The 13,904-nt window shown below is 60.2% G+C and carries 13 protein-coding genes; 10 read left to right on the forward strand and 3 right to left on the reverse strand.

What is annotated here, in order from left to right; all coding sequences use genetic code 11:
• Positions 1 to 62: 62 nt before the first annotated feature.
• Genes flgG through fliP form a run of 7 tightly spaced genes read left to right on the forward strand, consistent with a single transcriptional unit; the run spans position 63 to position 4,996 of the window.
• A complete protein-coding gene (flgG, locus tag FBZ97_RS24840) occupies positions 63 to 851 on the forward strand; it encodes a flagellar basal-body rod protein FlgG (RefSeq protein WP_092709105.1) in 789 nt (262 codons plus the stop codon).
• Between the two features lie 18 nt (positions 852 to 869).
• A complete protein-coding gene (gene flgA, locus FBZ97_RS24845; protein WP_069611313.1) occupies positions 870 to 1,370 on the forward strand; it encodes a flagellar basal body P-ring formation chaperone FlgA in 501 nt (166 codons plus the stop codon).
• Positions 1,367 to 2,485: a flagellar basal body P-ring protein FlgI gene (locus tag FBZ97_RS24850; protein ID WP_145322456.1), complete on the forward strand. Its 1,119-nt coding sequence runs from the start codon at positions 1,367 to 1,369 to the stop codon at positions 2,483 to 2,485. The genes flgA and FBZ97_RS24850 overlap by 4 nt, the downstream gene beginning before the upstream one ends.
• Positions 2,482 to 3,012, forward strand: a complete 531-nt coding sequence (locus FBZ97_RS24855) for a MotE family protein (RefSeq protein ID WP_145322458.1) — start codon at positions 2,482 to 2,484, stop codon at positions 3,010 to 3,012. The genes FBZ97_RS24850 and FBZ97_RS24855 overlap by 4 nt, the downstream gene beginning before the upstream one ends.
• Entirely contained in the window at positions 3,009 to 3,722 is a 714-nt protein-coding gene (gene flgH, locus FBZ97_RS24860; protein ID WP_092709116.1) for a flagellar basal body L-ring protein FlgH, read from the forward strand. Before FBZ97_RS24855 ends, flgH begins: the two co-directional genes overlap by 4 nt.
• 24 nt (positions 3,723 to 3,746) lie before the next feature.
• Positions 3,747 to 4,241: a flagellar basal body-associated FliL family protein gene (locus tag FBZ97_RS24865; protein ID WP_145322460.1), complete on the forward strand. Its 495-nt coding sequence runs from the start codon at positions 3,747 to 3,749 to the stop codon at positions 4,239 to 4,241.
• On the forward strand, positions 4,238 to 4,996 hold the full coding sequence (gene fliP, locus FBZ97_RS24870) for a flagellar type III secretion system pore protein FliP (RefSeq protein WP_246661837.1): 759 nt from the start codon (positions 4,238 to 4,240) through the stop codon (positions 4,994 to 4,996). The genes FBZ97_RS24865 and fliP overlap by 4 nt, the downstream gene beginning before the upstream one ends.
• A gap of 53 nt (positions 4,997 to 5,049) precedes the next feature.
• Here fliP and FBZ97_RS24875 read toward each other — a convergent pair whose 3' ends face one another.
• Positions 5,050 to 6,993, reverse strand: a complete 1,944-nt coding sequence (locus FBZ97_RS24875) for a glycosyl transferase (RefSeq protein WP_145322463.1) — start codon at positions 6,991 to 6,993, stop codon at positions 5,050 to 5,052.
• A 332-nt stretch (positions 6,994 to 7,325) separates the two neighbouring features.
• Between FBZ97_RS24875 and FBZ97_RS24880 the strand changes: the two genes are divergently transcribed.
• Together FBZ97_RS24880 and FBZ97_RS24885 are read left to right on the forward strand one after the other, a co-directional pair.
• A complete protein-coding gene (locus tag FBZ97_RS24880; RefSeq protein ID WP_113406423.1) occupies positions 7,326 to 8,240 on the forward strand; it encodes a flagellin in 915 nt (304 codons plus the stop codon).
• Between the two features lie 255 nt (positions 8,241 to 8,495).
• On the forward strand, positions 8,496 to 9,410 hold the full coding sequence (locus FBZ97_RS24885) for a flagellin (protein ID WP_145322465.1): 915 nt from the start codon (positions 8,496 to 8,498) through the stop codon (positions 9,408 to 9,410).
• A gap of 157 nt (positions 9,411 to 9,567) precedes the next feature.
• Here FBZ97_RS24885 and FBZ97_RS24890 read toward each other — a convergent pair whose 3' ends face one another.
• Both FBZ97_RS24890 and FBZ97_RS24895 read right to left on the reverse strand, forming a co-directional pair.
• Positions 9,568 to 10,818 (reverse strand): tetratricopeptide repeat-containing protein, encoded by a 1,251-nt coding sequence (locus tag FBZ97_RS24890; protein WP_113330054.1) that lies wholly within the window; start codon positions 10,816 to 10,818, stop codon positions 9,568 to 9,570.
• Positions 10,812 to 12,299, reverse strand: coding sequence for a pyridoxal-dependent decarboxylase (locus FBZ97_RS24895; protein WP_145322467.1), 1,488 nt, complete (start codon positions 12,297 to 12,299; stop codon positions 10,812 to 10,814). The genes FBZ97_RS24890 and FBZ97_RS24895 overlap by 7 nt, the downstream gene beginning before the upstream one ends.
• Before the next feature lie 451 nt (positions 12,300 to 12,750).
• On the opposite strand from FBZ97_RS24895, the gene FBZ97_RS24900 reads away from it, so the two are divergent.
• Positions 12,751 to 13,671 carry a flagellin gene (locus FBZ97_RS24900; protein ID WP_113330056.1) on the forward strand — a complete coding sequence of 307 codons (921 nt, stop codon included), beginning with the start codon at positions 12,751 to 12,753 and terminating at the stop codon, positions 13,669 to 13,671.
• The last annotated feature ends 233 nt before the right edge of the window (positions 13,672 to 13,904 follow it).

Below are 13,904 nucleotides of genomic sequence, written 5' to 3' on the forward strand. Positions count from 1 at the left end.
TGAGTTGTTCGCAGGCCGCTTCGCGGTTTCGAAGGTTCCGCCCTGGCTCGAAGGACGAAAGCATGAGAGCGCTCGCAATTGCCGCGACGGGCATGGACGCCCAGCAGACCAATCTCGAAGTGATCGCGAACAACATCGCGAACATCAATACGACGGGTTACAAGCGCTCGCGCGCCGAGTTTTCCGACCTTCTCTACCAAACCGAGCGCGCCAAGGGCATCGCCAACAGGCCGAACCAGGCAGTCGTGCCGGAAGGCGCTAACATCGGCCTTGGCGTTCAGACCGTAGCCGTGCGCAACATCCAGGTGCAGGGCGAGCTGTCGCAGACCCAGAACGAGCTCGACGTAGCCCTCGTCGGTCGCGGCTGGTTCCAGATCCAGATGCCCGACGGCACGACCGCATATACCCGCGCCGGCTCCTTCAACAAGAGCGACACCGGCCAGATCGTCACCCCCGATGGCAACGTATTGGAGCCTGGCATCACGATCCCGAACAATGCCAGCAGCCTCACCATCAGCCAATCCGGCCAGGTGTCGGCGATCATCGGCACGGCGACCACGCCAACTGTACTCGGCCAGCTGCAGATCGCCAATTTCGTCAATGAAGCCGGCTTGCAGCCGATGGGCAGCAACCTCTTTACGCAGACGCCTGCCTCCGGCGATCCCGTCGTCTCCGATCCGAACCAGAACGGCTTTGCCTATCTGAAGCAAAACTATCTGGAATCGTCGAATGTCGATCCGGTCAAGGAAATCACCGATCTGATCACTGCGCAACGCGCCTACGAGATGAATTCGAAGGTCATCACGACGGCTGACGAAATGGCGCAGATCGTCAGCAAGAACCTGAAGTAGCAAGAGGACGGGCCGAACATGAGGTTTCGCCGGATGAAAAGCTTGGCAATGGCATGGTTCGCCGCAGCGAGCCTCTCCGTCGTATTCGCGTCGGCTGCGCCGGCCGGCGCAATGAGTGCCGACGGCTCCAGCCTCGGAACTGCCGTGGTGCCGACCGAGACGATCTATCCGGGCGATATCATCAGCAGCGGCCAGCTCGAAGAGGTCGAGGTCACCAATCCAAACCTGAGCGGCGACTATGCCAAGAGGCTCCGCGAGGTCACCGGTCTGGTGTCGAAGCGCACGCTTCTTCCCGGCCGCACGATTTCCATCTCCGCGCTGCGCCAGCCCTATGCGGTAACGCGCGGCTCCAATGTCCGTCTGGTGATGAGCATGGGTACCATGACGATCACGGCGGCCGGCACGCCGCTGGATGATGGCGCCGTCGGCGATAACGTCCGCGCCCGCAACATGGACTCCGGCATCATCGTCAACGGCACGGTCCTGCAAAACGGTACGATCCGCGTGGTCGCGAAATGAAACGGCTTCGTCAACTACTCGCAATCCTGTTCGCATTGCCGAGCCTGATCGCGGCCGATCCGGCTCTCGCGATGCAATCGCGCATCAAGGATATTGCCTCGCTGCAATCCGGCCGCGACAATCAGCTGATCGGCTACGGCCTGATCGTCGGTCTCCAGGGGACCGGCGACGGTCTGCGTTCCTCGCCATTCACCGAACAGTCTATGCGCGCGATGCTGCAGAACCTCGGCATCTCGACGCAGGGTGGCCAGTCTGCCGCCAAGAACACCGCCGCCGTCATGGTGACGGCGAACCTGCCGCCCTTTGCAAGCCCGGGCAGTCGCATCGACGTGACGGTCAGCTCGCTCGGCGATGCGACGTCGCTGCGCGGCGGCACGCTGATCATGACTTCTCTGAGCGGCGCCGACGGGCAGATCTATGCCGTGGCGCAGGGCTCGGTCATCGTATCCGGTTTCCAGGCGCAGGGCGCCGCCGCCACGGTGACCGAAGGTGTCACGACGGCTGGCCGCGTGCCCGGTGGCGCCATCATCGAGCGCGAACTGCCGTCGCGCTTCAAGGATTCCGTTAACCTGGTCCTGCAACTGCGCAATCCGGACTTCTCCACCTCGATTCGCATCGCCGATACGGTCAATACCTGGGCGACCTCGCGTTTCGGTGCGCCGATCGCAGAAGCCAAGGATTCGCAGGAGGTGACGATCGCCAAGCCGAAGATGTCGGATCTGACGCGGCTGATGGCCGACATCGAAAATCTCAACGTTCAGACCGATACGCCGGCCAAGGTCGTCATCAACGAGCGCACCGGAACGATCGTCATTGGTGCCGATGTCCGCGTCTCGCCGGTCGCCGTCAGCTACGGAACGCTGACCGTGCAGGTGAGCGAGAACCCGCAGGTGATCCAGCCGGAACCCTTCTCGGACGGCCAGACGGCGATCCAGGATCAGACCGATATCACTGCCACCAAGAGCGGCGGCCGCGTGGCCGTGCTGGAAGGGCCTGATCTGAAGACGCTGGTCTCCGGCCTCAACAATATCGGCGTCAAGCCGGACGGCATCATCGCCATCCTGCAAGGCATCAAGTCGGCCGGCGCCCTGCAAGCGGAGCTCGTATTGCAATGATCTCGACCGCCATTGCCAGAAAAATGCTGATCACCGCCAGCCTCGCCGCGCTGTTGTCGCTGACTACGGCCGCGGCGCAAGAGGCGCCGAAGCCAGTCGCCGATCCAGCTTCGAGCCAGGACGAGATCCGCCAGTTCTGCACCAATATCGCCGATCCGGCTCGAGACCAGCGCTATCTGCTGCAAAAGCAGGAATTGGAAAAGCTACAGGCGGATGTCGATCAGCGCATTGCCATCATGGACAAGCGCAAGGCCGAATATGAGGATTGGCTGAAAAAGCGCGACGACTTCCTCAAGACGGCCGATCTCGGCCTGGTCGATATCTACAAGAACATGAAGCCGGATGCCGCAGCGGCAAGCCTCAACGATGTCAGGACCGTAACTGCCGCAGCCATCATCATGAAGCTTTCCGCGCGCCAGTCGAGCCTGATCCTGGCGGAAATGGATGCGAAGAAGGCGGCCATGATCACCAATATCATCGCCAGCGCATCCGACCCGAATACATCGAAGTCGAAGGACCCCTCATGAACACGCGTCTTACGGCCGCCTGCGCAATCGTCGTCTTCCTCGCCGGTTGCCAGTCGCAGGCCCTCAAGGAAATCGGCAGGGCGCCTGCCATGAGTCCGATCGGCAGCGGCCTGCAATATGCGCAGACGCCGCAGATGTCGCAGTATCCGAAGCGGCCTCATCAAGTCGCGCAGGGCTATTCGCTCTGGAATGATTCGCAGGCCGCCCTGTTCAAGGATGCGCGTGCACTCAATGTCGGCGACATCCTGACTGTTACGATCCAGATCAATGACAAGGCGAATTGGGATAACGAGACCAATCGCAATCGCACGAACAAGAGCGATATGAACTGGAACATCACCGCCAAGATCTTTGGCTGGCAGCCAAGCACCAATGCTGACGCGACTTCGGGCTCTGACACCAGCACCGACAGCAAAGGCAAGATGCAGCGTTCCGAGCAGATCAACCTTCTGGTCGCAGCTGTCGTGACGGGTATTCTCGAAAACGGCAACCTGATGATCAGCGGTTCGCAGGAAGTGCGCATGAACCAGGAAATCCGCATTCTCAACGTCGCCGGCATCGTCCGGCCGCAAGACGTCACCTCCGAGAATACCATTTCCTACGACAAGATCGCCGAGGCGCGCATCTCCTACGGCGGCCGTGGCCGCCTGACGGAAATACAGCAGCCGCCGAGGGGGCAGCAGGCCGTCGACCTGCTCTCGCCGCTCTGATTTGACAGTGAACGGATAGGGAATATGGCAGCAGCCGCAGACGAACCGGCAAAGGGCAAGGGATCGCCGATGATCATGATGATTGTCGGGCTACTGGTGCTGACCGTGCTCGGCGGCGGCGGCGGCTGGGTCCTGGGAATCATGGTGGCGCCGCGGATCAAGGAGGCCACTGCGGCCGTGCAGGCGATTGCAAAGGCCGGCGGCGACAGCAAGCAGGCTGCGGCAGCCGCCCAGGCAAACGGAATCGTTGCGCTCGATCCGATCACCACCAATCTCGCTTATCCCTCGCAGAGCTGGATCAGGCTGGAGCTCGCGCTGGTTTTCAAGGGGCCGCCGGACGCACAGCTCGCTCAGGCGATCCATCAGGATATCCTGGCTTATATCCGCACGGTTTCCCTGCAGCAGATCGAAGGCGCCCGTGGCCTGCAATATCTTCGGGATGACATTCAGGAGCGTGTTGACCTGCGCTCGGAAGGACGAGTATCGAAAGTTATATTCAGAACTTTCGTGATCGAATGAGTCGACCAGCACTTGCTCTATTTATATTCGTGATTGCTGCCTTGTCGCCTGAGCTGGCGGCGGCGCAGCAATTGTCGCAGCAGCTTCCGACCGATCTGCTGAACGCGCCGGTCAACGGCTCGGTTGCCGCCTGGATCATCCGCACCTTCGGGCTTCTGACGATCCTGTCGATCGCGCCGGGTATCCTGATCATGGTGACGAGCTTTCCGCGCTTCATCATCGCGTTTTCGATCCTGCGCACCGGCATGGGCCTTGCGACGACGCCGTCGAACATGATCCTGCTGAGCCTCGCCCTTTTCATGACCTTCTACGTCATGTCGCCGACCTTCGATCAGGCCTGGAAGGACGGCGTGCAGCCGCTGCTCGCCAATCAGATTTCGGAAGGAGATGCCGTGCAGCGCATCGCCGAGCCCTTCCGCACCTTCATGTCCAACAATACGCGCGACAAGGACCTGAAGCTTTTCGTCGACCTCGCACAGGAACGCGGCCAGACGACGGTGGTCGACAACAAGATCGATTATCGCGTGCTGATCCCGGCCTTCATGATCTCGGAAATTCGCCGAGGCTTCGAAATCGGTTTCCTTGTGGTCCTGCCGTTTCTGGTCATCGACCTGATCGTTTCGACCATCGTCATGGCGATGGGCATGATGATGCTGCCGCCAACCTCGATCTCTCTGCCGTTCAAGATTCTCTTTTTCGTGCTGATCGACGGCTGGAACCTTCTGGTCGGCAGCCTGGTCCGCTCTTTCCACTGATGTTATGAGCGGAAGGCGATCACCGGGGCTCTTGCCCCGATGATCGCTGAAACTTATTCGGCCGCGATTGCCGCCGAATTCCGGTCGTCTTCCATGAAGGGTTCCGCGCGCGGCGGCAGTGCCGGTACGTCCATGTGATCAGGTGCAAGCCCCTGCTTGGCCCGCGCCGCCATCATCTCGAAGGCCGTCTCCAGATGATGCGTGAAGCGTTCGGCATCGAAGAGCGGCTTGATGTAGCGATTGGCCGCCAGCGTCTCCTTGAATTGGGCAATCCGCTCAGGCTGGCCGGCGAGCTGCACCGCCATGTCTTCATAGGCCTGGACGTCGTCGGCCACCAGCTCCGGCAGGCCGATGGCATTCAGCAGGCTTTCACTGACGCGCGAAGCGAAATTGGTGCCTTTGATGGTGAGAACCGGCAGGCCGCCCCAGAGCTGTTCCGAGGTCGTCGTATGGCCGTTGACGGGGAAGGTATCGAGGCCGAGATCGGCAAGCTGCTGGCGGTCGATATGGTCCTCGTAGCGAATGCGGCTGGTAAAGATGACCCGCTTGCGGTTGACGCCGCGGGCTTCCAGGCGCGACCAGATATTGGCCTCCGCGCGAGGGCCGTTACACAGCAGCCAGAGCACGCTGTTCTTGCTGCGCTTGAGAATATTGCACCATACGTCGACCATCTGCGGCGTGATCTTGCGGTTGCCGTTGAAGGAAGCGTAAACGAAAGCGTCCTCGGGCAGCCCGTGCTCCGCACGCGTTGTCGGCCGCGGCTTCGGGCGGTTGAGCGGATCGTTCGGCTGATAGCATTCGGGCAGGCGACAATATTTTTCGTAGAAATGCGCCTTCGACTGATCCGGCAGGACGTAATGGTCGCCGATGATGTAGTCGAGGTCGATGTTGACGGTCGTCCCGGGAAAGCCCAGCCAGGCGACATGGATCGGAGCGGGCATGTAGTTGAGGATGAAAGCGCGACTTCCCTTTGTATGCCCCTTGAGATCGACGAGAATGTCGATTCCGCGGGCGCGGATCGCTTCTGCCGCAGCCTGGTTGGAAAGGCCGCGAATGTCGACCGTCGTCCCCAGTGCCGAATAGTCGAAAGCCTCCTCTTTCTGGTGAGCCGTCTCCGAGTGGTCGAAAAGGGTGATTTCGAACCGATCCTTGTCGTGAAGCTCGAGGACGCGCTGCATCAACTTCATCGTCGCGTGTCCCGGCCAGAAATCGGAGGAGAGATAGCCGATGCGGATCTTGCCGCTCCATGTGTGCGGCAGCTTGCGGCGGGCTTCCGCATGCCCCGCCGGCAATGGATCGGTGTCGTGGACCGCGAGCTTGTTAAGCGCCTCGTCGCCGCACCAATGGAGATGGAAGAAGGGATTGTCCGGAATGACATGCTCGAGCTTGCCCTGTGCAAGCGATGCCAGGACCGGGGCCATATGTTTTTCGACGGCGGCCAGATCGGACACCTCGCGCGCGAAGATCAGGTAGAGCGCGCGGAAAATGACATGGTCGGGATGCTTCTTGAACAGGGTCGTGACGATGTGCCGGTTGCTTTCGTCATAGAGATCGTCGGTCAGCAGCCTTGCGGCCATCTGGCGATGCTTGAGTTCCGGTCCTTCGACGAGCACCGTCTTGAAGCCCGTCAGCAAATCCTTTTGCTGGCGGGCGAGAAAGATGCGGCTGAGGACGAAGGCAAGGTCCGGATCCTTGAATGCCAGGGGCAGGATCAGACTTCCGATCGCGAGAGCCTGATCGTCGTTGCCGCAGTCGCCGTACAGCAGCAGAGCTTCCCGAAGATAGTCGTCGCGCTGTGGCTTTTGCCGGCCGGCTAGCTCGTAGGCGCTTGCCGCATCCGATCGGAAGCCGAGTTTCAGCAGCGTCTTTGCCAGCAGCGCATAGGTCTTGGGCGATCGGTCGATGTTCAGCAGCTCGTTCAGCGTTTCGAGTGCGCGTGTATATTGGCCCTTCTGGTAGAAGCCGGACGCTGTCACAAAGGCATTTTTCGTATTCACGAGCGAGAACTCCGAGCGATATGTTGACTGGCTCCCGCCGAAGGGCGAGGGCCGGCATCATGGATTCGCTTCATGATCCCTCACGGAGCTTGCCTGAAACCGAAGCACCGGTCGAAATTGCCTTTACGGATTCTTAGCCACGTTCCAGAGAGGCGGTGTCCACTGGTCCCGGATTTAAGAAATTGGCAAGCAATGGATGCGAACTTTCTCGCGACATGACGGGTTTGGTCCTCTAGGAAAATGGATCGAGGGGCATGAAGCTGCTCCGTCATCGCCGGTATTTCCAGTCCGGTATGTCCTCCTTTTGTATCCAGTTTCCAGGGGACACTCCTATGACCAGCATTATCACCAACAATTCCGCAATGGCCGCCCTCCAGACGCTGCAGAACATCAGCAGCAACCTGCAGGACACGCAGAACGCCGTTTCTTCCGGCCTGCGCATCTCCAAGGCTTCCGACAACGCTGCTTACTGGTCGATCGCCACCAGCATGAAGTCCGACAACAGCGCCATCGGCGCCGTTTCCGACGCTCTCGGCCTCGGCGCTGCCAAGGTTGACACCGCATCGACGGCCGTCACCAGCGCGATCGACATCGTCGGCCAGATCAAGGACAAGCTTGCAACCGCCATGGAAGGCTCGGTCGACAAGAAGTCCGTTCAGGAAGAAATCGGCCAGCTGCAGCAGCAGCTTCAGAGCGTTGCCCAGTCGGCTTCGTTCAACGGTGAAAACTGGGTCATGGCCGCAAACAACGGCTCGGCTTCGGTTGTTTCCTCGTTCATCCGCGGCACCAACGGCACCGTTTCGGTCAGCACGACCTCCTACGCCTTCAACACCGGCGCAACCGGCAACGTTCTGTTCGGCGCCAATGCAGCCGGCACGATCGACACGGCTTCGGGCATCCTCGGCACGAAGGACACCACCGTCGGCGCTTCGGTCTTCAGCCTCGACATCAGCAGCATGACTTCCGGCCAGATCTCCAGCGCGCTCAACATGGTTCAGACTGCTCTGAACTCCATGACCAGCCTGGGTTCGAAGCTCGGCTCCATCTCCAGCCGTATCGACCTGCAGACGAGCTTCGCTTCGTCGCTGTCCGACTCGATCCAGTCGGGCGTTGGCAAGCTGGTTGACGCCGACATGGAACAGGAATCCAGCAAGCTGTCTGCTCTGCAGACGCAGCAGCAGCTGGCTATCCAGTCCCTGTCGATCGCCAACTCCTCGACCCAGTCGATCCTGTCGCTCTTCCGTTAATAGGAAGCGCCAACGCTGCGCGTTGGTCGAAAATCCTAAACAACAAGTTAACCGCGCCTATCTAAGGCGCGGTTTTTTTTATATTTTTTGGCCAAACGCGGTTCAGCTTTTCTTAACTATATTGCTGTTTCTTAGGACCATCGAAGCGGCGAGTTAACCTTAACGAATTTGGTTAATAGGCATGATGCTGAATGCCGTTACCGGTTTTAGGTCCGGAATGTCCCTTATTCAACCACTGCCAAAGGGGCAAATATCATGACGAGCATTCTTACCAACAACGCCGCAATGGCTGCTCTCCAGACGCTGCGTACCATCGGCTCGAACCTGCAGGACACGCAGAACGCCGTTTCTTCTGGCCTGCGCATCTCCAAGGCTTCCGACAACGCTGCCTACTGGTCGATCGCCACGAGCATGAAGTCCGACAACAGCGCCATCGGCGCCGTTTCCGACGCTCTCGGCCTCGGCGCTGCCAAGGTTGACACCGCATCGACGGCCGTCACCAGCGCGATCGACGTCGTCGGCCAGATCAAGGACAAGCTTGCAACCGCGATGGAACCGTCGGTCGACAAGAAGTCTGTTCAGGAAGAAATCACGCAGCTGCAGCAGCAGCTTCAGAGCGTTGCCCAGTCGGCTTCGTTCAACGGCGAAAACTGGGTCATGGCCGCAAACAACGACTCGGCTTCGGTTGTTTCCTCGTTCATCCGCGGCACCAACGGCACCGTTTCGGTCAGCTCGACCTCCTACGCCTTCAACACCGGCGCAACCGGCAACGTTCTGTTCGGTGCCAATGCAGACGGCACGATCAACACGTCTTCGGGTATCCTCGGCACACAGGACGGCACCGTCAACGCTTCGGTCTTCAGCCTCGACATCACCAACATGACGGGCGGCCAGATCTCCAGCGCGCTCAACATGGTTCAGACCGCTCTGAACTCGCTCACCAGCCTGGGTTCGAAGCTCGGCTCCATCTCCAGCCGTATCGACCTGCAGACGAGCTTCGCTTCGTCGCTGTCCGACTCGATCCAGTCGGGCGTTGGCAAGCTGGTTGACGCCGACATGGAAGAAGAATCGAGCAAGCTGTCCGCTCTGCAGACGCAGCAGCAGCTGGCTGTTCAGTCCCTGTCGATCGCCAACTCCTCGACCCAGCAGATCCTGTCGCTCTTCCGTTAATAGGAAGCGCCAGCACACGTTGGCCAAACAGGAAACGACCTTGCCGCGCCTTCTCCGGAAGGCGCGGTTTTCGTTTTGGCGCAACGCCGCAATCCGGCTGCGAGCCTAGAGCGCAATTCCGGACGGAAAACCGCTGCGCACTTTTCCTGGAATTGCTCTAAAGCGCACTATTCGCCCTTCGCCTGATGGCATCGACGAAGCCATCGAACAGCTTGCGCATGGCAACCTGCTTGTAGGGATAGACGACAGGGTCATCCATATTGTGGACCACCATTGCCACATCGAGCTCGAATACCAACAGACGACCGTCAGGAAGCTCCGCGCAGTCGATGCCGAAATAGTCGAGTTTGATATGACGGCAGAGTGCTGCAAAACTCTCTTCGTGGCGGACGGCGAAATCGCAGTCGAAATCTTCCATCCATGCCTGTTCGACAGCTCGTTTTGCGGCACTCTGACCCATCCCGGCACTCAGATAGTGCACGATCCAGTGGTCCGAGAGCGCCATGTGGCTGGCGAAGGCCTTGCCGTCGATGAATACGACGCGCTGCTTGTTGTAATAGCCGTCGGCCCCGCGGAAATCGATGAAGGGTGCCACGTAAAGCTCGGATGCCGGCTGTGCTGCGAGAAAGGCTGCCAGTTCAGCCGGATCGGAGACGCGCTCCATTCCATTACCGGCATGTGTGCTGAGCGGGCGCACGACCAGCGGGAAGGCCAGGCCTGGGGCGCAGTCTTTCAGCTGCTTGGCGCCGACGGCGACGGCTGCGAGATCGTCGCGCGATACGCGATGGGTGGTAGGGGAGAGGATCGACGGTTCGTTTGCCAGCATTCCGCTCACTCCGTCGCGCGTAAGCCTCGCGATCAGTTCCGGGTTGCGGTTCATCACGAGACCGTCGAACTTCGCAAGAAGCCCCCGCATATGGGCGAGCAGGGGCGCGTTTTCAGTTGACTCTCCGATTGCCATGAAGGCGACGTCATGCTCCGGCAGACCGATGAGTGCAGAGGTTTGCAGGTCGACATAGCGCAGCCATAGTACGCAATCGCTGCCCGCCAGCAGAAAATCCAGCGGCGTGTTGGCCATGAAATCGCCTTCGGTGACGAAGGCCAAGAGGCGCGGTCCGGTTCCGTTGCCGTGGACGACGCGGAAGTCCCGCCGCAGCTGCACGGCGTTCTTCAGGATCTGGCGTGCCTCTTCGGTGCGGCCGAGCGTTTGCAGGATGATCGCCAGGTCCATGAGTGCGGCCGCATCGGCCGAATCGGCCGTCACGCGTTGCATGAGCTCGTTCCATAGCGGCGTTACGTCGCGGCCGGCATAGACGAGCGAGACGATTCTCTGCATGCCGAGAATTCGGGAGGCGTCCGGCATATTGGTCGAAGCCGGTTCGATGCCTGGGGCTTTGGTCATCAGCATTGGGGGAAATCCTGTCGGGAGCCGATTGTCAAAACGCTATGAACGAGCTCGTCGATATCCGCCTGTCGCGTGCGATGGTTCACGATCGCGGCGCGGATTGCCGGTTGTCCGTTCAGATGGGTCAGGGATGGAGCGACGCGGCCTTCGGCGTGCAGCCGCTCGACGATCTGGGAGTTGACGGATGCAGGTACAGTTCCATCCTCGCCGACATAGGCGAAGCAGACGATATTGAGCGCGACCGGTGCGAGCAATGTCAGCCGAGGTTCCTGTTCGATGCGCTCGGCCAGCCTATGAGCCAGCCGGCAGTTGGCGCTTATGGCGTCTCCGAGAGCTTTGACGCCGTAGGTTTTCAGCGTGAACCAGGTCTTCAGCGCCCTGAAGCCGCGCGACAGATCCGGACCGTAGTCGCAGGGCCACCAGTCTCCGCCTGCAAGCCCGGTGGCTGCGCGGCTGAGATAGGCGGCGTCCGAGGCAAAGGTCTGCCGCTGCCATTCACTGTCGCGCACGAGCAGGAAGCCGGCATCGTATGGCACCTGGCCCCATTTGTGGAAATCGAAAGCGAGCGAATCGCAACTGTCGATCCCTGCGAACAGATGCGCAAGGTCGGGGCTCAACACGCCGAGGGCGCCCAGCGCGCCGTCGACGTGAAAATGAAGATCGTAATTGTCGGCGATATGCCGCAAACCGGCGAGGTCATCGACGGCACCGGTATTGACCGTTCCCGCACTGCCGATGACGAGGAACGGCACAAGACCTTCCCGTTTGTCGCGAAGGATCGCCTCTTCCAGCGCGCCGATATCGATCTGGCCAAGGTTATTGACGGCAATGCGCCGGAGCTGAGCGCTGCCGATACCGGACATTTCGAACGCGCGGGGAACACAGCCATGAACCTCGTTCGATGCATAGGCGACGAGCCGGGATTCGTCGGATAGACCGGTTGCGCGCACATCGCGGCCGAGCTTCCGGCATCTGGCGATCTGCACCGCGACGAAATTGGCCTGCGATGCGCCGGTGAGGAAAATACCGCCTGCCGTCTCCGGAAAGGAGAAGATCTCGCGCGCCCAGCGGATGATCTGGCGCTCGACTTCGATCGGCATATGGTCGCGTCCGCCGAGATTGGCATTCAACCCACCGGCGAGCATTTCGGCCAGCATGCCGGTAACCGTGCCGCCGCCCTGGACCCAGCCCATGAAACCCGGGTGAATATTACCGCTGCCATAGGGGAGGATATTTTCCCGAAAAATGGCGTGGACTTCGGCCAGGTCGCTGGCTTCGACCGGCAGCGGCGCATCGAACAGGGCACGGGCGGAGGAGGGAGCGTGTTGCCAGACCGGCTTTGTTCCGAGCGTCTGGAGATGATCGAACATGTCGTCGAGCATCTGGTGACCCTGCCTGCGCAGAGCCTGCCAGTCGTCGGGGTCGAGGCTTGTTCGCTCTTGGCGATCGACCGCCGCCCATCCGGCGTCCTGCAAACTGAACATCTCAACCTCGCATATGGCCGCTGGTGCCGGCATCATCGCCGGGACGCTGCAGAAGACGGCCGTCTTCGTCCGACATTGGACTGATAGCGGCTATCTACGATGCCGAAGGTGGCGCGAGGCTGACTTGCGGTACTTGCTGCGCGTCAAACGATGATATCCGGCTGGAAAGCGGCATGTCGACACGCGCTGCGCGGATAGGCCTCCCTCAGGTTCAATGAAAGGTAGCGCAGGCGATGCCACGATGCCTGAGGGCCATTTAACGGAAAGGATGATTCCATTAACTTTTGTGGTCGGCATTAATCTTTTATTAACCCTATTCCTGTCAGTTGCAGCTAGCGCAACGGTTGGTTAACCTCCCCTAAGAGGCGGTTAACAAGCATGAGGCTGATTGCCGTTCCCGGCCGCAGACCGGAATGTCCCTTCCAAATTCAGCCATAAGGGGCACTTTTCGATGACCAGCATTCTCACCAACGACGCGGCGATGTCCGCCCTCCAGACCCTGCGCTCCATCAACACGAACCTGCAGGATACGCAGAGCCGCGTTTCCTCGGGCTACAAGGTAGCCAAGGCAGCCGACAATGCCGCCTATTGGTCGATCGCGACGACCATGCGGTCCGACAATAGCGCGCTTTCAGCCGTTTCGGACGCATTGGGCCTGGGCGCGGCAAAGGTCGACACCGCCTATACGGCGATGGACAACGCCATCACGGTCGTTCAGCAGATCAAGGACAAGCTCGTTGCGGCAACGGAAAACAGCGTGTCGAAGGCCGACGTCCAGGAAGAGGTCACGCAGCTGCAACAACAGCTGGAGAGCATTGCGCAATCCGCATCCTTCTCCGGGCAGAACTGGATGTATGCGGTCAATGGCGCCTCGGCCTCCGTCGTCTCCTCCTTCGTGCGCAACAATGACGGTACGGTTTCCGTCAACAGCACCAGCTACGCCTTCGATACCAGCTCGCAGGGCAACGTCCTCTTCGGCGCGAACAGCAGCGGGACGATCGATACGAGCTCGGGCATCCTCGGCAGCAAGCAGACCATCAACGGCAACGACTATTCCGTCTTCAGCCTCGATATCACCAACATGACGAGCGGCGATATCGGCTTGGCGATGAACCTGGTGCAGGGCGCCCTTAACGCCATGAACAGCACGGCGTCGCAGCTCGGCTCTCTCTCGACCCGCATCGATCTGCAGACGAGCTTCGTCTCCACCCTGCGCGATACCATCGATTCCGGCGTCGGCAAGCTCGTCGACGCGGATATGGAAGAAGAATCGAGCAGGCTCTCGGCGCTGCAGACCCAGCAGCAGCTGGCCATCCAGTCGCTGCAGATTGCCAACACGAGCGCGCAGAATGTTCTTGCTCTCTTCAAGTGAGCCTTGACTGGAGCTTGCGTTGAAATGGCGCGGCGGCTTTTCCCTCTTGTCGCCGCGTATAAGCTTTTGTTAACGTTGCCGCTAATTGATTTGCAGTCTCTGCACAGATCCGGCTCCGTTCTCCTTCCAAGCGATTGCCGGATCGCGCTTTAGCGACGGGCCGCGCTGGGATATCTCCCGCTGGTGGGCATGAGGCCAATCGTTGCTGCCGGATCGGTCCGGCTTGCCAGTCC

The sequence above is a fragment of the Rhizobium sp. ERR 942 genome, assembly GCF_007828395.1.
GTDB lineage: Bacteria > Pseudomonadota > Alphaproteobacteria > Rhizobiales > Rhizobiaceae > Rhizobium > Rhizobium dioscoreae.

Coding starts and splice junctions, on each gene's coding strand:
- FBZ97_RS24885 (WP_145322465.1), top strand. CDS start 8,496: ATGACGAGCATTCTTACCAACAACGCCGCAATGGCTGCTCTCCAGACG.
- FBZ97_RS24880 (WP_113406423.1), top strand. CDS start 7,326: ATGACCAGCATTATCACCAACAATTCCGCAATGGCCGCCCTCCAGACG.
- fliP (WP_246661837.1), top strand. CDS start 4,238: ATGAGTCGACCAGCACTTGCTCTATTTATATTCGTGATTGCTGCCTTG.
- flgA (WP_069611313.1), top strand. CDS start 870: ATGAGGTTTCGCCGGATGAAAAGCTTGGCAATGGCATGGTTCGCCGCA.
- FBZ97_RS24865 (WP_145322460.1), top strand. CDS start 3,747: ATGGCAGCAGCCGCAGACGAACCGGCAAAGGGCAAGGGATCGCCGATG.
- FBZ97_RS24855 (WP_145322458.1), top strand. CDS start 2,482: ATGATCTCGACCGCCATTGCCAGAAAAATGCTGATCACCGCCAGCCTC.
- flgH (WP_092709116.1), top strand. CDS start 3,009: ATGAACACGCGTCTTACGGCCGCCTGCGCAATCGTCGTCTTCCTCGCC.
- FBZ97_RS24895 (WP_145322467.1), bottom strand. CDS start 12,299: ATGTTCAGTTTGCAGGACGCCGGATGGGCGGCGGTCGATCGCCAAGAG.
- FBZ97_RS24850 (WP_145322456.1), top strand. CDS start 1,367: ATGAAACGGCTTCGTCAACTACTCGCAATCCTGTTCGCATTGCCGAGC.
- flgG (WP_092709105.1), top strand. CDS start 63: ATGAGAGCGCTCGCAATTGCCGCGACGGGCATGGACGCCCAGCAGACC.
- FBZ97_RS24890 (WP_113330054.1), bottom strand. CDS start 10,818: ATGCTGATGACCAAAGCCCCAGGCATCGAACCGGCTTCGACCAATATG.
- FBZ97_RS24900 (WP_113330056.1), top strand. CDS start 12,751: ATGACCAGCATTCTCACCAACGACGCGGCGATGTCCGCCCTCCAGACC.